Here is a 19447-nt window from a genome sequence, read left to right as displayed (position 1 = left end):
AGTGATTCAGCGCGCGGGCAGTCAAGGGATGGCACCCTGCCTGCACCGCTAGTGGATCAGCATCCCAATCGAGTCGGCTCGCACCGCGGCTTCGAGAGCGATGTCTTGGCAGAGGCCCACGTGGTTGAGCGGGTCGAGTAGGCCCTCAATTTCCAGCTGTGTTAGGTGGGCACTGACGGTCGGGTTCGCCCCTAGGACTTCTCCGAACTGCCGATGTGTCCTGATCGCCTCTTGAGCTGAATCGTAGACGACGTCATGCGCGTGCTGCCTGCCGATGGCGTGACCGAGGGAGAGCATGACAGCTTCGGAGGAAACGAGTCCGTGGGTGATTTCCAGGTTGGTCCGCATACGGTTCTCGTCAATTTCGAGCCCGGTGAGAATTAGTGTCAGCCGTGCCAGCAGGTCCCCGCTGAGGATGATGGCCCGGCTTAGGGCGTCGTCCATCATCGCGGTGTTAGCGCCGTTGACTTCCTGATCGTGCAGCATTGCTTCCATTGCCTGTGGTAGAAGGCTGCGGATTTGGGCGGAGATAGTGGTGCAGTCTTGGGAGAGCTGTGGATTTTGCTTGTGCGGCATGGTGGAACTGCCGACAGTACCTTGCGGGGAGGCTTCCCGGACTTCACCGATTTCGGGGCGCATGAGAGTGTATATTTCGCCTGCAATGCGGCCGCCGGTAGCGGCCAGCAAAGCCAGGACTGCTACGTATTCGGCAAACTGGTCTGCGATTCCTCGCGAGGGTATGCGCATACTGCCAAGTCCCAAATCCTGGGCGAGGAGCTGCTGGACTTCCGGGCCGTCATTGCCAAGTGATGCGAAGCTGCCAACGGCGCCGCCGGCCATTGCGTTGAACATCCGGGACTCCAGTTGTCGGAGCCGCTCGTGGTGACGGAGGAGCTCATCGATCCATACCGCAACTTTGAAGCCGAAGGTGATGGGAACCGCCTGCTGGCTATGTGTCCGGCCAGCCATCACTGCGGAGGCCCCACGCCGGGCGAGATGGGCGGCTGCAGCGAGGGTCTTTTCCAGCTGATCCAGCAGTATGAGGTGGGCCTTTTTGATCTGGAGGAGATCGCCGGTCTGAGTGATGTTCTGAGTGGTAGCTCCCCAGTGCACCCAGCCGCCGTGCTCCTCCCCGGTGGTTTGGCTCAGTTCGGTGATCAGCGCCATAAGGGGGTGGCTGGTGGCTGCGATGCCGCGGTGTATAGCCGGGATGTCAAGGGCCGCCAGCGTCGATTTGGCTGTAATGGCTTCTGCTGCTTCGGCTGGGAGGATGCCGAGCTTGGCTTGGGCGCGTGCGAGGGCAGCTTCTACCTGAAGCCAGCTTTCCCATCGGGCTTCGAGGTCAAAGAGGCTGCGGATTCCCGGGTCCGGGACCCTGTAATCGGTGAAGCGCAACGGGATCGGTGCTCCTGAGGGAGCCGTTCTTGCCTGGCCTGCGGTGTTGGTCATTTTTCGGATCCTGCGGTGAGGCCTTCTGCGAGGAGGCGTTCGCTGCCGAAGAACAGCAGAATGATGGGCAGCGTGAGGATGACTGAGCCGGCCATCAGGATTGTGGTGGGAACTTCGAGGCTCCCGGACAGTTGGGCCAGGCCCAGTGAGACGGTCCAGTTGTCTCGCTCTTCTACCAGGAACAACAGGGCGAAGAGGAATTCGTTCCAGGCGATCATGAACACGAACAGGGCGTTGGACATGATGGCGGGTCCTGCCAGGGGAAGGCTGATGCGCCACATGATGCCGAACCTGCCCAGCCCGTCCAGGGCCGCTGCCTCCTCGAGGCTTTCCGGAATGGTTTGAAAGTAGTTGCGCAGCATGAAGATGGAAACGGCGATGGTCTGGGAGACGTAGACGACCAGCAGCACACCGACGGCTCCGCGCAATCCCAGCCTGGTGAAGAAGACGAACAGGGGCACAGCAAGCAGGATGCTGGGGAACAGGTACACGGCCAGGAACAGTGCGCTGATCTGGCGGCGGCCGAAGAACTGGAGCCTGCTGACGGCGTAGGCTCCGGGAACGGCGATCAGGAGGGTCAGGACCACGGTACCGAGGGCAACCAGGCCACTGGTTAGGATGAACCCCGCGAATCCCTGGCCGCCGTCGGCGACGGAGGCGAGAACGTTGCTGTAGGTGTCGAAGCTGATCTCGGACAGGTTGGGCCAGACCCTGGCAGGGTCGGCAATGAGCGAACCGATATCCCTGACGGACAGCGTGACCATGTAATAGAAGGGGAAGACGGTGACGAGCAACAGTACGGCGATGACTACCCAGCGCAGCACGCGCAGCGTTTTGGTTTCAGCCGTGTCGCGTGACCATGTGCGGGGCCGCCGTTCCGGTGCTGTGTTCCGGGACCGGACGTCGTTCAGGGTTGTCATTACGCTACTTCCTCGTCCTTGACGGCGAATTTCATGTAGACCAGGACCATGACGGTCAGGATGGCTGCCAGCACCAGGGCCTGCGCGGAGGCCGAGCCGATGTCTCCACGTCCGATCAGGTAGTTGAAGACGCCTACGCTGACGACTTCGGTTCCGGCGCCGCCGCCGGTGAGCAGGTAGACGTCATCGAAGTTGTTGAAGGTCCAGATGAACCGCAGCACGCTGAGGACGGCGATGGTCGGCAGGAGCTGGGGCAGGAGGATGTGGCGGAACATCTGGGTGGGGACCGCACCGTCCATCCGGGCCGCTTCTTCGATCGATTTCGGTACGGCCTGCAGCCGTGCGGTGATGAACAGGAAGACGAAGGGGAACGTCCGCCAGATCTCAAAGGCAATGACTGTGAACAGGGCCGTCGGCACGGGGACCGTCAGGCCAAGGACCGACCAGTCGGTGGTTCGGGTGGTGAGGAAGGATATGGGCTGGTCCCAGCCGAGGAAGCCGGTGCCCCAGGCGTTGACCACCCCGAACTGGGGGTTGAGCATGGTCTTCCAGACGAACGCCGATGCGACGACAGGGGCCACATAGGGAAGCAGCATGGCGGCCCGGATCAAGGTGCGGCCCCGGAAGGCGTTCCGCAGTGCCAGTGCGGCGGCGAGACCGACAATGATGGCTCCCAACGTCCCTAGGACCGAGTACGCAAGTGTTGTTCCAAGGGATGACCACAGGGCTTCGGAGGTCAGGACGCCGATGAAGTTATCCAGCGTGTAGTTGCCGAAGAGGTTTGCCCGGCGGATCTGGATGAGCCGCACATCTTGGAAGGCCAGCATCACGGTCCACAGGATGGGCAGGACCACCAGGAACAGCACGATGATGAGGCTGGGTGAAACGAGGGCCAGTCCTGCCCGTGCTTGGCGCCGGCTGACGCCTCCGCCGGTGCGGAGACCTGACGGGGACGAATTGGTTTTCCTGGTGCGGGGGGTTTTTCCCAGGGTGGTGGTCATGGTTCCTCCGGTGACCTGAGTGTGGGGTATCGGGTGTTCACAGTGGGTCAGCCGGTCACTTCAGGGTGGACTGGATGGTCCGTACGGAGTCGGTCGCTGATTTGGCTGCGTCCTGCCCTGACGTTCCACCGGTGATCATCGAGTTGATGGCCTTCGCCACGGGCTTCTCAGCGAGCAGCGCGCCAGCCAGTGCGCCCTGGCCCTGTGGCACAGCCCAAAGGCTCATCTTCTCCGGTGAGGTGGACAGCTGCTCAATGACGGAATGCGGGTAGAAGTCGGACAGCGGTGCCTTGGTGCTGGTGCCCGAAGGCATGGCCTTCCAGGCATCGACGTATGCGGTCGGGTTGTCCTTGGTGCCCTGGCGTGAGGGGACCTTGCCCTCGGGAGCAAATGCAAGCCAACGCTCGTAACCGTCACTCATCATGTACTTGACGAAATCAGAGGCCGGGGAAGCGGCTTCCACCGGGATGGCCCAGTTCACCTGGGAGCCGAACTGTGCGGGTTCGGATCCGTCAGGGCCCTTGATCGCGGTAACCACTCCGCTGTTCTTCGCCAGGTAGGAGGGGTCGCCGGCGCACTCAGCGCAGGAGGGCAGCATGTCGCTGCGGAGCCCGGCCATCTCATCGAGGATGAATGAGGAGAACATGACCATGGCCGCCCGGCCGGAGAGGTAGTTGGACCGCGCCGTGTTGGTGTCCTGCTCGCCGGGTACCGAGTACTTGGTCATCAGCTCTTGGTAGAAGTTGAAGGCCGTGCTGCATTCGGGGCTGTCCAGGGTGATCTCCTTGGAGTCGCTGACCAGCTGGCAGCCGTTGCCCAGCGCCAGGTGCTCAAAAGTTTCCTGGTTGGTAGTAAATCCGGAGAATCCGACCTGGTTGCCTGTGGTCAGAGTCTGGGCGGCTTTGAGGATGTCGTCATAGGTCTCAGGGGCCTTCAGGCCCGCCTTATCGAACAGATCCTTGCGGTAGACGAGCAAGGATGCCCAGGAATCACTCGGGACGGCCAGCTGCTTCCCATGGATGCTGGCCAACTCAAGGGACCGCGGGGCGAAGGTGTCCTTTCCCAGCTCGTTCACCACACGTGAGGCCGCGTCGCCGTCGAGCAGGTCGTTGGCCTGGAGGGCGCCCACTCCAGGCAGCCCAAGCCCGCCGATCACATCGGGAAGTTCACCGGAGGCCGCAGATGACACGAGCAGCTGGTTGTACTGCGCTTCGTCCACGGCCACGATCTCGACATCAACGCCGGACTGCTTCGTGAAGTCAGCAGCAATCTGCTTTTGGATTTCGACCCGGTCAGGCTGGCGTTCAAGAGTCCAGACAGTCAGGGACTCGTCCTGGGCAGTCTCTTCACCCCCGGGGCTGCAGGAAGTAAGTGCCATGGCGCCGGCGAGGGCCACTGCAGCCGCAATCGTCCGCTTCTTTGCGTTCATTTAGATCTCCTGGGTAGATGTCTTGCTTAATCGATCTAGCAAAATGTAAGCACGTGCTCTGAATCACTGTCAAGCAGCAGCCGGTAGAGGATGGCGGGATCCTATGCGCTGTAGGCGTGGTAGAAGTGGACTTCGTGTGTTGAATGGTCCTTCAGTGATAGATCGGTATATCATTATTCCAGCAGCGGTCACTCTTGGTTACCCTGTGATGTGAACGATAGGGCTGGGAGGCTTGCATGTCCGGGACGGTAACCCTGCAGGATGTCGCCGACCACGCAGGCGTTTCCCGCGCTACGGCGTCGCTCGTGCTGCGGGAAACAGGACGGGTGTCGCAGCAAACCCGCCAACGGGTCGCCGAGTCCATGCAAAAGCTCGGATACGTCTACAACCGGGGTGCCGCATCTCTACGCACCCAGACGGCGAATACCATCGGCGTTGTTGTTACCAATATTGCAAGTCCCTTCTTCGGTGAGCTGATCCACGGCCTGGAGACCGGTCTAACCGACTCCGGGTACCTCCCGCTGCTCGTCAACACAGGTGACAATCCTGACCGTCAGCACGAGGCCATCCGGAAACTTCGGGAGCACCAGGTGGCCGGACTGGCACTCGTGCCCGCGACCGGAACCAGCCCATCCCTCGTCGACGAACTCAGAACGTGGGGGCTTGAGCACGTTCTGATGACCCGTTACATAAAAAATGTCGACGCGCCATACGTCGGCGCGGACGACGTCGTTGGCGGCCGGCTCGCTGCAACGCACCTGATAGAGGCTCACGGGTGCGAAACTATTGCCTACCTCGGCGGACTGCCCGCTATCCTGTCCCGCACGGACCGAACAAAGGGTGTGAAAGAGGCCCTCAAACGAAACGGACTTGACGGGTCTTCACTGATTGACATCCCAGGCGCCGTCAACAGCGTCAGCGGCCTCGACCTTGGTCAGCGGCTCATCGAAGCCGGACCCCTCCCCGACGGCATCATTTGCCATAGCGACAGCATTGCCTTCGGACTTTACCGGGCACTCCGCATCCACGGCCTAGGGACTTCCACCAGAGTCATCGGCTACGACAACATCGGCGGAGCAGCCCTCTGGGAACCACCCCTTACCAGCGTCGACACCAAAGGCGAAGCCCTCGGACGCCGCGCGGCGCGCATGCTGCTCGAGCGGATTCAAGAACCTGGCTCACCTGCCTCTATCGACAAAACCATCCCGCAGCTAGCTGTCAGACAATCCTGCGGCTGCGAGTAGGGCCAGCCGGCGCTACCGCTCCTCGTTCTGCCCCATGCTGCGACATGAAGCGCTGCAAATTTGCCGCCACTTATCGCCACTATTCACTGACCTGGCGCGCGGCGAGAGTCCGTCTAATTGGTGCACACCCCAGCCTGACGTCAGAAGGGCTTTGAAAAAACGTCAGGTTAGAGTCCACTTCGCCTTTTGGGCAGTCCCCCGCCAGGCAGTCTAAGATTCCAGTCTGACGGAGGCTCAAGTTCCTAACAAAGGTTGCTCTACAACCCAACGCTAATAGTTGGGGCTACCTAAAGCGTCTCGGTGTGTGGCCGAAGCGCTCCTGCGCAGTTCGAGCGGACGTGCCGAGGGCGGCGCCGATAACCTCCCAGGAGTCTCCGTTCGCGCGGGCGGCGGTAACGGCGGCTTCCAACTCGGCCTCTGCCTTCGCGGCAGCCGTACGGGCAGCCGTGATCCGGCGGAAGTCGAGGGCGTCCCTGTCAGTGTGAGGCGCCGGGCTCAGGCGAAGGAGCGTACCATCCACCCGCAACGGCGCGGCTAGGTGATCGATGTGCAGGACGTAACCTGCTTCTTCGGGCCCGCGCTGTACGTAGACGGTGAGGACGGTCTTTCCCTCGCCGTCCTCAAAGTCCACTTTCCCATAGCTCTCACTCGGGCCAACAGGCCATGGACGCGACCTCAACCGCCCCGAAGCTTCGTACTGCGCCAGCTCACTCTCCCCGACCCTATTCTCGGGAGCTTGTGCTTCGCGTGGGGTCATCCTGCGCACGAGTACTTGTACTCGATCCTCCCCGCCCTAGGCACAGTCCGGGACCTGGTCGACGAGGATATGGTCACAGGCGCATCTACGCTGGAGTCCTGCAGCGCCGACGCAGCTGATGTAGACGTCCGGGAGAACTTTGGAGACGCTGTTACTGGCGTGTGTCACCGATAAATGGCCCGGGAACTGTCGCCGAACACGATCCGCAACGGGCCGGAGCCTGATGGATGCCGAAACCGAGCGGGATGATGCCGTGGCGCCGTCCGGGCCGACGTCTCTTGGACAGAGTCGGAAGGGCGGCGCTTGGCATCAGCCGACAGATGACCCGAGAATGGCACTCGCTTCGAACCGCCTCCGGAACAAAGAGAACATTCCACGAACGGGTTGAACAGGTTGCCCGAAAAATTGCCCGATCGGGCGAGTCAACTATGGCGCTGGCAGACCAAGGGATTCGACCATCCGTTGCCGGGGGCGTATACCAGATCGTTCTGCTCAACGAGCTTGCGAGATACAATACGCCCGACTGACCGGACGCGCTCCGGGTTTCCATGCCTCTCCCTCAGAAAAGGGTGAGCTGTCCTTCGGAGACATCCCGCCAGTGCGCCGGCCGGTCACGTGCCACCCAGGCGCACTCGATGGAGCAGAACTTCCGACCCTTCGCTCCTTTCCCTCCCGGCAGCGTGAAGGTCTTCGCGCAGAGCGGGTTCAGGCAAACCTTGTCGACCGTCGTGCTAATGCGCGATTTGAACACACACTCCTGCGAGCAGTACTTACGCGTCCGAGCCACGTGGGCTCTGATCAAATCCGTTTTTCCGCACTGCGGACAGGTCCAATGGACCCGCGGCTGGCGCTCGGTAACCTCGTCGCGGGCGCTGCCTTCACGTGGTGAGGGATGCCGGAAGTTGGCCCGAAGCGACTCGGCCGGCAACGGCCAGGCGCCTCGTTTCGTCGTGTTGCACCTCTTGCAGATGGGGCGAAGGTTGGACAGGCAGTGGGACCCGCCCTTGGAGATGGGTTTGACGTGATCCTCTTCGGTGGCGTCGGCGATTCCGCACATCCAGCAGTGTCCGCCCCAGAGTGCGAACCGTGCTTCTTTCTGGGCTGGCGTGAAGTCGATCATGATCCCACCGGGCGCCGCCTGGTACTGGTAGCGGCGCCGCTGATAAGCGCCCTTGTTTTCCTCGTAGTAGGCCCGGCTGCAGTCCTTGCAGTCGTGGGAAAGCCCGTTGCGGTGCTTGCGTTCCTTGGTAAACCGCTCGGCCGGCAGAATGTGTTTACACCTGCGGCAGACCGCGAAAAGCTCACCGGTCTCGCGGGCGAGCTCCTCCAGTTGGGTGGTCAGCGCACACCGGTCCGAACAATGAGTGTCCCCCGCCATTCTGCGTTCTTCCGGCCGGATTTTCGAGCAAACCGCGCAGCCCCACTCTGCGAACATGCACTTGCGGCTGCAGAAGTGGCGGTCCGCTGCTTCGCTGGCTTTCCTGCTGAAAACCATTCCGCAGTGTTTGCAGGTGACGTCCCGGCGGCCGGATGCGGACCGACAGGCAACCGAGCAGAACCGCGCCTTCTTCTGCCGCGCCACGGTCTGGCGCCCCTTCATGGTGAACTGCTCGTTGCAGTGCTCACATGCCTTGTAGATGTATGTGTGCGCCATGGCCGCCCCTCCCCCTGGATTGAAAGAAACTACCACCTGTCAAATGTCTGACGGCACCCCCTCACAGGAGCTGAATTCCAACGGCTGCATCCCCCGCCAGTATTACCTTTCACAATCAGCCCGGGCCTACATCACGGCTTGGCTTTGAGGGTGCTTCTCAGCTCAGGGTGGATAAGTTCGAGGATTCGACGGGTTCCACTTTGAAGTTCTGCTTCGCACTCATCAAGGTCCTCGGAATCCAGGACACCTGAAAGCTCAAGCTTTGCCGTATAGCCTATTGCAAGCCCGGCCCTGTCAATCGCTTCCTGTAGCCCTCCCAGCACCGTATCTCGCACCAGGATCTGGAAACGGGCGAATTGAATCGCCCGCCAGGCCTTCTCTGGGTCAAGCATCCCCTCGGAGAAGGTGTTACGCCCTGCCCAGCCGATGGCTCTGGTTCGCATCAGCACGTGATCGTTGATCAGCTCACCATGTGCTTTGTAGTCGAATCCGGAATTGCGTCCGTGCTCCCCCGTAAGGAAATCAGTTGCCACGCTTATTTGACTGCCTACCTCACGCAGCAGGGAAACCATTCTCGATGAACGTCTTGCCCAAGGAGACGGAAGCGATACAACTACGAGATTCTTCGAATTAAGTGGCGCTGTAGACCTTTGCGCTGGTTCATCTAGAACTTCTGAATCGATGGCATAGGCCTGGCGATACTTCCCAAATATTTTGGAGACCGAGTCTCGGGGCAAGATGTGAATTTTGAAGGCAATTGGCTTACCGTCTTCTACACCGTCCTTGTAGAAGTATTCGATTTCCAAGTAGAGCTTTCCCCCGACGATGTCGAACGTTGCAGGAACGAGGAATTCACGGAAGGCTTCGGCCAGCCTTGCGTGCCCATAAAGATGGGCCGGTAACGCGTTGACGACAAGTTCTTGGACCGCAGGGTTCGCGGGTACTAGGGCTAATTGGAAACCCTCATCAAATCCCCGCCCATACGGCACCGACTTGGCCACATCTTCAAGAAACCAGTTCACATACATGCCCTCCTCGGGCACTGATCGTCTCCCAGTAAGTCGTGATCCGGAGACTGCATCAATGGGTGCCCCGCGGGGTGGCCGTGCACTTGTTAGGCCTTCGAAAAAATCATCCCCGTACATTGGACTGTCCTGGTTCCGGTTCTGAGCGCCGAGTGCTCTCCGAGCGATACCGACCGATTTGCTTTTGTAGTGATTCAACCCTGTGCCCGATGTCGGTTCCTTCAGGTAGGTGGCCAACTAGATACTCGGCGATAAAAAGGGTGTGAAGATCGTCGTGTATCCCGTAGGCAGATGGAACCAGGGCAGAGACGATCGGGCTTGGATGCGGCGGTTCACGCTTTCCAGCAAAGTTGTCCCAGCCATCCTTTCGGATCCCCCGCTGCTCGAACAGATCGTTCAAAACCGCTGATCTCCGGCTTCGCTCTAGTCCTCCGGCTGTCATAGCGAACGATTCGTCAATAAGGCTGGCCGCGGCCATGAGCATCTCGGGGGCCTGCTCGTTAGTGGCAAAGAGGTTATCCCAGCCTTGCTTGATAACCGGCCATATTCCTCTGCCATCAACCTCCTGCATCAGTAGTGCATAACCAGAGAGTTCCATGCACCCGATAAGTGGTTCAGCGGAATAGGTAACTCGAGACTGTGTATTTAGATTCTTTAAGTCCGATATCAGTCGTCTACGGGCATGCTCCATCTCCAAGAAGCATGCCTCATAAAGGGCAATGGCAGCCTCATCTTGACCCTCAAGTATCGCGTCGAAGGCGCCATTGAAGACGAATTGGTACGCCTGGCCGTAGAGGTCGGGCTCCTGCGAATCGAATTGATTACGGCGAAGAGCAGGTATCGCTATGGCTAGTTCTCGCAGTATGCGGCGGCGGTCCGAGGCAGGGTCAAGGGAATTCACCGTTTGCTCAGGCCACTGTTCGTTATCGGTATTGAGGTTCCGGTAGCTCGCCAGCTTTTGCTCTGCCGCTCGGACTGCTCCTCGATGAACCTCGATTTTGTGGAGCAGCTCCAGTGAAGCCATTCCGACTACAGCAGCAAGGTCTTCACGGCCTTCAGAGCGAAATTGCGCCAGCCGGTCGAAGGTCCGCGAATGAACCGCGTCGAGCAAGGCGGTCTCAGTTTGCAGCAGTGCTTCCGTCATGCTTCGGGCTGCGTAATGGCTTGTCCACCAACCCGGAGTTACGACGCGACCTTCTACGCGTTTCTCGCGTGCAATAGCAGCAGCGAACTGTTCAAGTAGGTGGCGAGTGGCCGTTGGGAGTTGTCCCTTGTAAAGGGCAGAAGGATCATCAAGCGCCAAGCTCCACTCATGAGGCAGGTCGCGCTGCTGCAGAGCTTCGGCCGCGTGGACGAGGCCAAGCCACATGTGAATTAGCGGAAGCACCAAGCGCTCAGCAGCTGCCATCTGGTTAAGCTTGACTGTCGATCCCGAGATGGCATCGCTGCCGGCCTCCTGCGAAGTAGCGATGCTAGCCACAGCTTTGCTCCAAGCGACTTCGACAGCCAAGGCCTCCTCGACTTGCAACCGAGCAGTTAGGTTTACGACAAGGGAAAGAACGGAGTCAGCCGTGGCAAGGGCATCCGCTCCACCTCTGGCACGGAAAGCAGCCCCCAGCGTAACCTGCAATAACTCCGCAATCTTTTTCTCGAGCCATAGATAATCGGGCTCAGTTTCAGGATCAAACCCGGTGGAAGTCCGGATAGCTATATCAAGTCTGGTGGGATCCATAGTGAGCCAGTTGTGATGCTTAGGCACTTGATTCCACCACTTGCTGTCAGTAGGAATGGCATCCTTAGTCACGGAGTACGCGGTCAGGATTGCTAGCAGTTGCTGTGTTATGGCCAAGGGAGCTCGAGCGTCTCGGAGGGTGGAACCTTCGATTAGATGCACGATGTCCACATATGTTGCCGGGCTCGTCTTTGCCTCGTACTGGGCACGGGTCTGGCGGACGTCATTGCCCCGTGATTTGGGGTCAGAAGCGGTACGCATCGCGTGCAGTAACTGACCAGATAGAGCACGACTGAGAAGTGAGGGATCGAAAAAGCCAAACAGCCGCTGACCAAGAATCATCAGCCACACGGACGTCATGACGGCCAATGCAGCCATGCCGAGTAGCGTCAATCCCGTGGCGTTGTAGCCGAGCGCACGCATCACCAGGAGGACAAGCCCGCCAGCGAGGGTGAGTACGAGCGAGCGTATATAGATTTCGCCATTTCGCTCCCTGACGAAGAGATCTCGTACTTCGCCAGAGACGTCCCGATAGATGGTCGAGGCCACAACGCCGACCGTTGCATAGTAGAGGCCAAGCAGAGTAGCGGCAATCGCAACGCCGGCCCCTACGAACGCCGATACGTTTCCGTCGCTCGATGAATCAAGGGCACTAAGGATTGGAAGTTTCTGATCCCCTACGACGTTACGAACGACACTTGCAGTGACTTCGAGTAAAGCGATCCCGCCGCCTACCAGCAGGAGCGATCCTAAGCTCGATACGAAGAGATGCCGTACAGCGGTGAAGGCCTTTTTTCGATCGGCCACCCGGTGCACAAACTCCGTCCAATAAATGGCCCTTCGACGTTTTCGACCGATTCGTCGTGCCCGTCGCGACCAAAATGCTGGAGTGTTGAAGCGCCGTGGACTTACTAGTCGGCGTATTTTCATTCTGCCCATTCCAAGGCTGCCACAATGTGTCCTTCATCGGGGAGGGCCTGCTGTTCCTCTGCGGGGAGCTTGTCGTAGGTGTATGCAGCGATTGCCATGGGTGACGTGGAGCGTCCGAGGCTGTACCTTACGCTGCGGTCGTTTTTCGTGCCGCAGATGAGAATGCCGATGGTTTCGTTGTGGTGTTCGCGGCGGAGGACGTCGTCGACGAGGGCGACGTAGAAGTTGAGTTTGCCGGCGTATTCAGGTTGGAACTTGCCGGTCTTCAGTTCGATGACGACATAGCGGGATTGTTCGATGTGGAAGAAGAGCAGGTCGACGTAGAAATCGTCACCGTCGACATCGAAGTGGACTTGCCTGCCGACGAAGGCGAAGCCCGGGCCCAGCTCGCGGAGGGTTTCGGTGATTCTGCTGGTGAGGGCGTTTTCAAGATCCCGCTCGGCCACTTCGCCTGAGAGACCGAGGAATTCAAAGCTGTAGGGGTCCTTGGCTACCTGCTGGGCGAGCTCTGAGTCCGGTCCAACAAGGCGTTGGACAAAGTTTGAGGGCGCGGCACCTGTGCGTTCCAGAGTCTTGTTCATGATCATGTTCATGAGGACGTTGCGGGACCAGCCATGCTCCACGGCAGCGGCGGCGTACGAGTCCCTTGCCTCCTCGTCGAGCCCTTTGTCGAGGATGGTGCGGATGTGGCCCCACGGCAAATGTCCCACAGGCTGTGGGACATTTGGATCGAATGCCGGCCAGGCGTCGGCGAAGCTGCGCATGTACTGCAGGTTCGACCGTGACAGGCCCTTCATGTCGGGAAACTCAGCTCCCAGGTCTTCGGCCAGTCTGCCGATGACCCCACTCCCCCACCCTTCAACAGCTTGCCGCTCAAGGATCGTTTTCCCGATGGACCAGTACAGTGCAATGAGCTGGGTGTTGACGGTGCGGATCGCCTGGGTACGGGCAGCCCGCACCCGCTTCTTGAGCTCGCTGAGGAGGTCGGTGTAGCCGTTGGGCAGGGCGAGGTCGCCGGCATCAGTCATGAGTTCGATCCTATCGACGGGCACCGACATGGCCCGGCCGTTCCCTCTCAGAGCCGGCTTAGCGACCGGGGCCGCCTTTACCTCGTTCTGCCCCCATCGATGCTCCCGCTCGGGCCTTCCTGGCTTTGGCTGCGCCTTTGCCCATGGTCACGGCTCCGCTGGGGTGTGTGCCCTCGCTGCGCTCTGCAGCGGCGCGGCCCCGGACCTGGGTTTCATTGGCGCCGGTAGTGGCCAGGGACGCGGCAAATGCTTCTTGGCGCTCCGCTGAGCCATAGTCCGCGGCCGATGTGCTTTCAGCCTTCAAACCCTGATCCTTGAGCCGGTTGGAATCGTTGGCGGTCACGCGATTCTCGATCTCACGGCCGACCCCTTCAAGGCGGGCAAAGAGTTCTTTCTCGGCCCGTTCGTACCGCTGCTCCAGCGACATCCATTGAGAGCCCTTGAAGCCCCCCTCGGCGAGGAGCTTCGCTTCATGCATCTCCTTGGCGGCCTTGACGAACTCGGGATCTTCGAAGTGGGACTCGTTGGCGCCGTTGACGCTGGCTGTGGTTTCGTTTCGCAGCTGGTCAAGGTCGGGACCGTTAATGCCGTCCTTGCCGATCAGGAACATCCGTTCCTTGATGTCCTCGTCGGCAGCGGCCACTGCCTTCGGGGTTTTCGCGTTGTGTGCCCTCCGCAGCGCCTGCGCCAGCTCAGTGTTGGCCAGGTACTCCACTGGCACCTGGTAGCGCTCCATTTCCGCGGCCAGTTTCTCTGCCTGAACGCGGAGTTCTTCAACCCGGGCCGCTGCGAGGAGCTGCATGGCCTTCTCGTGTTCGGCGGCTGCCTTGCGCGTCTCTTCCTGGCTCAGTGCCAGCGCCTCCAGCCGGGCCCTTTCTGCAGTGATGGTCTGGATACCAGACTCCAGGTAGGCGGCGTCGGCGCCGACGTCGTGGGTGTCGATTCCGTAGCGGCTCAGGACTTCGTGCCGGATTCGCTCCGCGGCCCCCAACGCGACCGGGTCATGGTCTTTCCACCCTTCCGCCACAGCATGGACGGTAGCAATGTCATGGGGCTGCGCTTTGTCCCACCACTGATCCTTCTCCACCGGCGACAGAGCTGCCTGTACGGCGCTGCGTTGGGCAGCAAGTTGTGCCCGCGCTTCATGCGCTGCCTGGGCATCCTGCTGTTCCTGTTGCCGCAGCAATTCCTGCCGCCGGCGGGCCAGGGTTTCGGCAATCCGCGAGGCGATCAACAGCGACTGGCGCATTCCGCCGTCCAGGACATCATCAATTCCATCTGATTCACTCATGGTATTCCCCCTTGCACTTGCTGTGATTCTTTATCGGTCGAGCACAGGGCCGGATTCGCCCCCCGTGGGTTGGTGAGTTTTCGCCGGTGTCGGAGTGGTCGGTACTGCAGAACCTGGGCGGATGGGGGCCATACCGCGGAGACCAAGTTCCACGGACTTCGGCACCGGCGTCTGTTCTGGTGCGGCTTGTTCCGGCGCGCCCACACCGACCGGCTTGGGCATTGTCGCCGCGAAGGATTTCAGTTGTTCGGTCACCACGGCGCGGATCCGCTGCGCCTCCCGTGTCCGTCCGGATTGTTGGTGCATCTCGTGGATGGCAAAAGCGGTGTTCACCAGCTGCAGCATCAGGGCGGCTTGGGCAGCTGTCTTGTTCTCGCTTGACGCCGCCATGAACAACATCGCTGTCCCGGCAATAGACGGGAGTGCTACGGGTTTGCTGTACTGGCGTGGTGCGCGCAGCTGTGCGGTCCGGGATAACTCGGCAGCGGTCGCTGCCAATGGTCCGGGCGCGGGTTCCAGCCGATGTGACCATGCCGCGAATGCCCCTGATACTTCCCGCGCTGCCTTCGCCCAGGTCGCGTGGTCATCCCGCGGCAGGACGCGCAGCTTTTCAACCAGCGCCGTTGCGTTGCGCGTGTACTCCACCCACACATCTTCTGACGGCGTTGCGTTCTCGGGACCGGTCTTGGAAACCTTGCGCTTGTTACGCGCGGCGGCGTTCCATTCCGCCGCAGCCTCGGTAGCAAGGTGCGGAGAATCCAGCCATTCCTCACGCAACACACCAAGCTTCAAGTCAGACGCCAGTGTGCCGCCGCCGAACCAGATCGGGCGGTCTCCCGGTCTGGGGCGCTCCGCGACGGAATAGCCGACGATGACGTCGGTGGTGTTCCTCGCGTAGCGCGGCCGGACCAGCAGCCCGGTGTCCCGGGCACGTCGAACGAACTCCGCTTCTGTCGCCGACGCGCTGGCGCTGGCACGCACCTTGCGGGCCAGCGATGCCCGGTGCATTTCGCGGTCGTCCCGGACGGCGGTGGCCCTCTCGGCCTGATCGTAGCCGCGGGTTGCGTGCACGCTGGAGAGCTCTTCGAGGCCGTACTTGGTTTCCAGTTCCCGGCAGCTCAGTTGGGCCTTCTTGTAGTCGCCGTGGGTGGAGGCTTTGGTACCGTCCTCGCGGACGAGGGACACGGCGATGTGGATGTGGTGGTTCCCGTTCTCACTGGTCCCGTGGTTGATCGCCACCCACCGGCACTGCGCCTTTCCGCTGGCCTCGGTGAAACCCATGGCATCGACGAAGTCGTTCGCGATGTCACCCCACTGCTGATCAGTCAGGGCGCCTTCCTCAGCACGGAGGCTCAGGGAGCAGTGCCACACATCGGCCTGCTTATGCCCGTTCGGCACCCGTTCCTTCTTGACCGGGTCCCAACGGAAATCCTTCTGCAGCACCTCCACGCCGAAGGCCTTGCGGGGCTGGTCCAAATGCTTCGCGATAGCCACCGCATCGTCCTTGTCCAGGACACCGTCGTCGTACCACGCCATAATCGCCGCGTCCCCCGCCACCAGGTGCGGGTCGGTGTGGGCATTCTTCGTCTTACCCGTATCCGTGGAGGCCAGGTACAGCATGAGCCCGGACATCCGGGAGCCGCGGGTGATGTTCGGAATCATCCCTACATCAACCCCTCGATCGTCCAGTCAATACGCATCGCAACCTCACGCACATACGCAAGCGCCGCCTTGGCATCCTGAGGGAACTCATCGCCCGCGTTCGCATGCCGGGCGATCTGGTTCACGTTGTTCGATACCCGCGCCAACAACGTATGGATCGCCATCAGTTCAGCCATCGCCGCCTTGCGCTCCGTCGGCGTCTCCGACGACTCCGACAAAGCAGCGGTCAGCAGCAGGTTCGGGACCGTGACCTTCTCCCTCGCAGCCCGTGCGACCAGGGCTGCTTCCTCTTCGGCGGTCACCCACACATCGCGGCGCTTCTTCGTCCCCGCCGGGGAATTCGCACGCCGCCGCTTCGCAAGACGGGACCGCGGCAGCTCATCTCCTTCAGACACGCGCTCCCCCCATCCCTCAAACGGCCCAGCGCAGCGACCCCGAAACCGGGGACCACACGAACAGTGTGCCAAGCAAACAACCACAGGGCCGGAAGCGACACGCCATTTACACCCGTGTAAATGTATAGCTTGCTCCGCTTCGGTTGCCTTACCCCTTCACCTGCGGAAAGTCGTCTCACGGAAGGGACGACGCGCTGGATTGCTTACCCAGCGCTCCAGCGTAGGACGCCTAGGCTGGAGACTTCAGAAGCGAAATGCCTAGGGGGAACCATGACGCATCAGGACTCAACCAACAACACACTGCGCGAAGGTCACGTGACCTACCAGCCCTCTCCCGAGGGCGGCGGTGGCCGCATAGTTGTTGACTTCAAAGTCGACCAGGGAGACCGCCGCGAGCGACTGCTCAACGACACCACAGAGCAACTCGGCGGCGACATCTACGACGCTGCCGCCAGCATCGATGCAATAGCGACCCGCCACCTACAAGAACTCACTCACACCAAGGCCCAGCTCGTGTGGGACGGAGACGTGGTCCGCATCGCCGTCGATGTGCCCAGTTCAACCGCCGACCAGCTGCAGCCGCTCACGCCGGCCCAAACATCCTTAATCCCCGACCTGGCGTCCACCATCGCCAAGGTGCTCCCTGCACAGAAACAGCACCATGCCCACGAACTGGCGCGGCAGGTCGCCGCGCAAATGCCCACCCCCGCGCAAGCCACCGCCGCTTATGGACGAACGACACTTAGCCAAGCCCTGGGCTACGCCCAGAACGGGACAGGGCCCTTCGTCGAACCGAGCCTCCCGCCGTCACTCAGAACAGCAGGGCTGTCCTTCCCAAGCCACGCCTCAGCAGCCCTCCAGAACAACCCGGCCCAACCACACACCCCACAACCAGCGCCTCCGATCTCATCGGCGAAGACCGCCAACACGATTGACCGCTAAACCACTCACCTGAAAGGCACCAGCCCACATGGCGAACCTCAACATCGAAGCCACAAAGAACCAGGCCCGCGCGCTTCTGGACTCGCGCATCAAGTCCGTCGAACAACTCGTCCAGTCACGCCAGCGCGTGACCGATCTGAAGGAGCAGCTTGCCGCCGCCGAGCGCGACGACAAGCGCGCATACGTCAAAGCCACCCGCGACGGCTGGAGCCCCGACGAACTCAAAAAACTCGGCCTGGAACCAGCCGCAGCCGGCCGCCGCCGCAAAGCCCAGGCCAAGCCCTCAGACACCCCCAGCCTGGCGCAAGCAAACGACGCCCAGGAGAACTAAGCCCCTCGCACAAATGGGCACGGCACAAGCTAAATCCTCCGGGCTTTTCCCGCACACATGTGCACGACGGGACCCAGCTGACCGGCTGCACACAGACGCCAGGTCACCGCAGGCAGGAACCTCACCACCGGGGACCGGCGAATGTGCGCAGCCTGGAAAGTAGCAGCGCAACAGCGGCAGCTTTCCCCATGGTCCAAGACCTGCGCTGCCGTGGCACCTGAAGGGACGGCTGGGTTTTCTTCAGCAGGGACGACACAGGACTACCCAGCGGGGCATTCTTGGGTGCATACTGAACCGCTCACTTGGTCTGGCTTTTATGGCACAGGGGGGCTTGCAGGGCCGGTACAGGGCGGTGACAACCACAAGCTGCAGGGCGGCGCTAACCGCCACCACCTTCCGCCGGCCCGCGTGATCCAAGCAATGGCACCAGCCGCAGCAAGAGGCTTCACAAGAAGTTGGTTGGGATAGAAACAGAGGAAGGGCGGCACCCGTCATAGGCGCCGCCCTTCCCTACCTCAAACGCGCGCGGGTTAGTCCTCCGCCTGAGCGTCGCCCTCGGGGAGTTGGCCCGAGGCAATCTGCTCCGCTGTCTTCGCGTAAGCGGCATCTATGTACGCGGCCAGGTCATCTTCCCGAATGCGCCAAATCCCGCGGGGCCCAAACTTTGCCGCCCTCAACTCGCCGCTTCGCACAAGCGCGTAGACCATCGGTTTACCGAGGTTCAGAATCTCCTGAACCTCGTCCATCGTCAGCATCTTCGGGAACGGCAGGGACGTCCGGACCCCGGTCTTGTTCGCTTCTTCAGTCCACTGACCCATCGCCTAAGCTTCCTCGTTTCGGTGCTGCATTTCATCCATCGTCCTCTGCCCCCGCCGCAGCTCCCCGGCCTGCACCGGAGGCCACGGCTTACCGCCGTTGTACTTGCGCTGCAGACGCTTCACCTCACGCATGGTCGCCCGCACGATAAAGTCCGAAACGCTCGCGTCGCCCTCCTGCAGGCCAGCTGCCTTGAACGCCGCCCGGACCTGCCCCGCCTGGTCCTCGGTGTAGTACGGCGTGAACGCGGGAAGCTTCTTTGCTTTCGCCATCAACGTGCTTTGCCTTAGACGGCACGCGACGCCAGCGGCCAAGGGTGCAGGCTGTCCAGGTGGCCCTTCCCCCGGGACATCGTTCCGTCCTCGTTGAAGCGGATATCCGAGTGCTGGTGACTGCCGCCGGCATGCGCGATCGCGGCCAGGGAGGCAGCCAGCATCAGGAAGCGGCGCTCCCCGCCCGAGAGCGGGCCGGCCTCTTCCTGGATCGCGGCGAAGTCAATCCAGGCGTGTTCCCGGTAACCCTCCTCGCTGGTGGTTGCGGCATGAACCCATGGATTACCGACCTCTGCGAAACGGCCTCCGAAGGCCTTCAGCAACAGCTCCGTTGCCGCCTCCGTGGTGTACGAACCTCTTGCCCAGGCACGGAGGTCATCTGCGTGCGTCATCGTTGTTTCCTTTGTTCGTGGTCTTGGGTTAGTAGCCGGCCCTGGCGGCCCGGTCGAGGGCTGCCTTTGCATCGCGGATGGCGCGGCGCGCGTCCCGCAGAGGTCAGCCTGCTCATGGTTCGGGCCAGCTCCCGGACGCCAGTCCGAGCGGAGTTCATCTTCGACGTCGCCCAGGAG

Annotated in this window: 18 protein-coding genes; 3 read left to right on the top strand and 15 right to left on the bottom strand. The window is 61.2% G+C overall.

Annotated elements, in window-relative coordinates; genetic code table 11:
- Positions 1-48 precede the first annotated feature (48 nt).
- From FBY31_RS21690 to FBY31_RS21675, 4 genes are read right to left on the bottom strand one after another with little or no spacing between them, the layout of a single operon-like run.
- Positions 49-1449, bottom strand: a complete 1401-nt coding sequence (locus tag FBY31_RS21690) for a class-II fumarase/aspartase family protein (RefSeq protein WP_200833493.1) — start codon at positions 1447-1449, stop codon at positions 49-51.
- A complete protein-coding gene (locus FBY31_RS21685; protein ID WP_142045799.1) occupies positions 1446-2369 on the bottom strand; it encodes a carbohydrate ABC transporter permease in 924 nt (307 codons plus the stop codon). The genes FBY31_RS21690 and FBY31_RS21685 overlap by 4 nt, the downstream gene beginning before the upstream one ends.
- Positions 2369-3370, bottom strand: coding sequence for a carbohydrate ABC transporter permease (locus FBY31_RS21680; RefSeq protein WP_142045797.1), 1002 nt, complete (start codon positions 3368-3370; stop codon positions 2369-2371). Before FBY31_RS21680 ends, FBY31_RS21685 begins: the two co-directional genes overlap by 1 nt.
- 55 nt (positions 3371-3425) lie before the next feature.
- Positions 3426-4799: an ABC transporter substrate-binding protein gene (locus FBY31_RS21675; protein WP_142045795.1), complete on the bottom strand. Its 1374-nt coding sequence runs from the start codon at positions 4797-4799 to the stop codon at positions 3426-3428.
- 236 nt (positions 4800-5035) lie between these two features.
- Here FBY31_RS21675 and FBY31_RS21670 point away from each other — a divergent pair, with 236 nt between their 5' ends.
- Positions 5036-6043, top strand: a complete 1008-nt coding sequence (locus FBY31_RS21670; protein ID WP_142045793.1) for a LacI family DNA-binding transcriptional regulator — start codon at positions 5036-5038, stop codon at positions 6041-6043.
- Between the two features lie 283 nt (positions 6044-6326).
- On the opposite strand, the gene FBY31_RS21665 is transcribed toward FBY31_RS21670, so the two are convergent.
- From FBY31_RS21665 to FBY31_RS21630, 8 genes are all read right to left on the bottom strand, one after another.
- On the bottom strand, positions 6327-6674 hold the full coding sequence (locus FBY31_RS21665; RefSeq protein ID WP_235013244.1) for a hypothetical protein: 348 nt from the start codon (positions 6672-6674) through the stop codon (positions 6327-6329).
- A 685-nt stretch (positions 6675-7359) separates the two neighbouring features.
- Positions 7360-8382, bottom strand: a complete 1023-nt coding sequence (locus tag FBY31_RS21660) for an HNH endonuclease (protein WP_160142503.1) — start codon at positions 8380-8382, stop codon at positions 7360-7362.
- 203 nt (positions 8383-8585) lie between these two features.
- Positions 8586-9476 carry a hypothetical protein gene (locus tag FBY31_RS21655; RefSeq protein WP_142045787.1) on the bottom strand — a complete coding sequence of 297 codons (891 nt, stop codon included), beginning with the start codon at positions 9474-9476 and terminating at the stop codon, positions 8586-8588.
- A gap of 109 nt (positions 9477-9585) precedes the next feature.
- The gene (locus tag FBY31_RS21650; RefSeq protein WP_142045785.1) at positions 9586-12018 is read right to left on the bottom strand and encodes a hypothetical protein; all 2433 of its coding nucleotides are present in this window, start codon (positions 12016-12018) and stop codon (positions 9586-9588) included.
- 119 nt (positions 12019-12137) lie between these two features.
- Entirely contained in the window at positions 12138-13169 is a 1032-nt protein-coding gene (locus FBY31_RS21645) for a PDDEXK nuclease domain-containing protein (RefSeq protein WP_142045783.1), read from the bottom strand.
- Between the two features lie 58 nt (positions 13170-13227).
- A complete protein-coding gene (locus tag FBY31_RS21640) occupies positions 13228-14460 on the bottom strand; it encodes a hypothetical protein (protein ID WP_142045781.1) in 1233 nt (410 codons plus the stop codon).
- 30 nt (positions 14461-14490) lie between these two features.
- Positions 14491-16122 (bottom strand): relaxase/mobilization nuclease domain-containing protein, encoded by a 1632-nt coding sequence (locus tag FBY31_RS21635; RefSeq protein WP_142045779.1) that lies wholly within the window; start codon positions 16120-16122, stop codon positions 14491-14493.
- 2 nt (positions 16123-16124) lie between these two features.
- Positions 16125-16517: a MobC family plasmid mobilization relaxosome protein gene (locus FBY31_RS21630; RefSeq protein WP_235013243.1), complete on the bottom strand. Its 393-nt coding sequence runs from the start codon at positions 16515-16517 to the stop codon at positions 16125-16127.
- 270 nt (positions 16518-16787) lie between these two features.
- On the opposite strand from FBY31_RS21630, the gene FBY31_RS21625 reads away from it, so the two are divergent.
- Both FBY31_RS21625 and FBY31_RS21620 read left to right on the top strand, forming a co-directional pair.
- Positions 16788-17459, top strand: a complete 672-nt coding sequence (locus tag FBY31_RS21625; RefSeq protein ID WP_142045777.1) for a hypothetical protein — start codon at positions 16788-16790, stop codon at positions 17457-17459.
- A 28-nt stretch (positions 17460-17487) separates the two neighbouring features.
- The gene (locus FBY31_RS21620; protein ID WP_142045775.1) at positions 17488-17790 is read left to right on the top strand and encodes a hypothetical protein; all 303 of its coding nucleotides are present in this window, start codon (positions 17488-17490) and stop codon (positions 17788-17790) included.
- A gap of 530 nt (positions 17791-18320) precedes the next feature.
- Here the strand turns inward: FBY31_RS21620 and FBY31_RS21615 are convergent.
- Genes FBY31_RS21615 through FBY31_RS21605 form a run of 3 tightly spaced genes read right to left on the bottom strand, consistent with a single transcriptional unit; the run spans position 18321 to position 19270 of the window.
- Positions 18321-18608 carry a helix-turn-helix domain-containing protein gene (locus FBY31_RS21615; protein WP_142045773.1) on the bottom strand — a complete coding sequence of 96 codons (288 nt, stop codon included), beginning with the start codon at positions 18606-18608 and terminating at the stop codon, positions 18321-18323.
- Between the two features lie 3 nt (positions 18609-18611).
- Positions 18612-18878, bottom strand: coding sequence for a ParB family protein (locus FBY31_RS21610; RefSeq protein WP_142045771.1), 267 nt, complete (start codon positions 18876-18878; stop codon positions 18612-18614).
- A 14-nt stretch (positions 18879-18892) separates the two neighbouring features.
- Entirely contained in the window at positions 18893-19270 is a 378-nt protein-coding gene (locus FBY31_RS21605; RefSeq protein ID WP_142045769.1) for a hypothetical protein, read from the bottom strand.
- Positions 19271-19447 lie beyond the last annotated feature (177 nt).

The organism is Arthrobacter sp. SLBN-100 (assembly GCF_006715305.1).
Lineage (GTDB): Bacteria > Actinomycetota > Actinomycetes > Actinomycetales > Micrococcaceae > Arthrobacter.
The sequence above is the reverse complement of the archived record's forward strand: the minus strand, read 5'-3'. Positions and strand labels throughout refer to the sequence as shown.

Excerpts from the sequence above, each read along its gene's own strand:
- FBY31_RS21615 (WP_142045773.1), bottom strand. The coding sequence starts at position 18,608 with ATGGGTCAGTGGACTGAAGAAGCGAACAAGACCGGGGTCCGGACGTCC.
- FBY31_RS21635 (WP_142045779.1), bottom strand. The coding sequence starts at position 16,122 with ATGATTCCGAACATCACCCGCGGCTCCCGGATGTCCGGGCTCATGCTG.
- FBY31_RS21670 (WP_142045793.1), top strand. The coding sequence starts at position 5,036 with ATGTCCGGGACGGTAACCCTGCAGGATGTCGCCGACCACGCAGGCGTT.
- FBY31_RS21685 (WP_142045799.1), bottom strand. The coding sequence starts at position 2,369 with ATGACAACCCTGAACGACGTCCGGTCCCGGAACACAGCACCGGAACGG.
- FBY31_RS21610 (WP_142045771.1), bottom strand. The coding sequence starts at position 18,878 with ATGGCGAAAGCAAAGAAGCTTCCCGCGTTCACGCCGTACTACACCGAG.
- FBY31_RS21680 (WP_142045797.1), bottom strand. The coding sequence starts at position 3,370 with ATGACCACCACCCTGGGAAAAACCCCCCGCACCAGGAAAACCAATTCG.
- FBY31_RS21640 (WP_142045781.1), bottom strand. The coding sequence starts at position 14,460 with ATGAGTGAATCAGATGGAATTGATGATGTCCTGGACGGCGGAATGCGC.
- FBY31_RS21605 (WP_142045769.1), bottom strand. The coding sequence starts at position 19,270 with ATGACGCACGCAGATGACCTCCGTGCCTGGGCAAGAGGTTCGTACACC.
- FBY31_RS21625 (WP_142045777.1), top strand. The coding sequence starts at position 16,788 with ATGACGCATCAGGACTCAACCAACAACACACTGCGCGAAGGTCACGTG.
- FBY31_RS21620 (WP_142045775.1), top strand. The coding sequence starts at position 17,488 with ATGGCGAACCTCAACATCGAAGCCACAAAGAACCAGGCCCGCGCGCTT.
- FBY31_RS21675 (WP_142045795.1), bottom strand. The coding sequence starts at position 4,799 with ATGAACGCAAAGAAGCGGACGATTGCGGCTGCAGTGGCCCTCGCCGGC.
- FBY31_RS21645 (WP_142045783.1), bottom strand. The coding sequence starts at position 13,169 with ATGACTGATGCCGGCGACCTCGCCCTGCCCAACGGCTACACCGACCTC.
- FBY31_RS21690 (WP_200833493.1), bottom strand. The coding sequence starts at position 1,449 with ATGACCAACACCGCAGGCCAGGCAAGAACGGCTCCCTCAGGAGCACCG.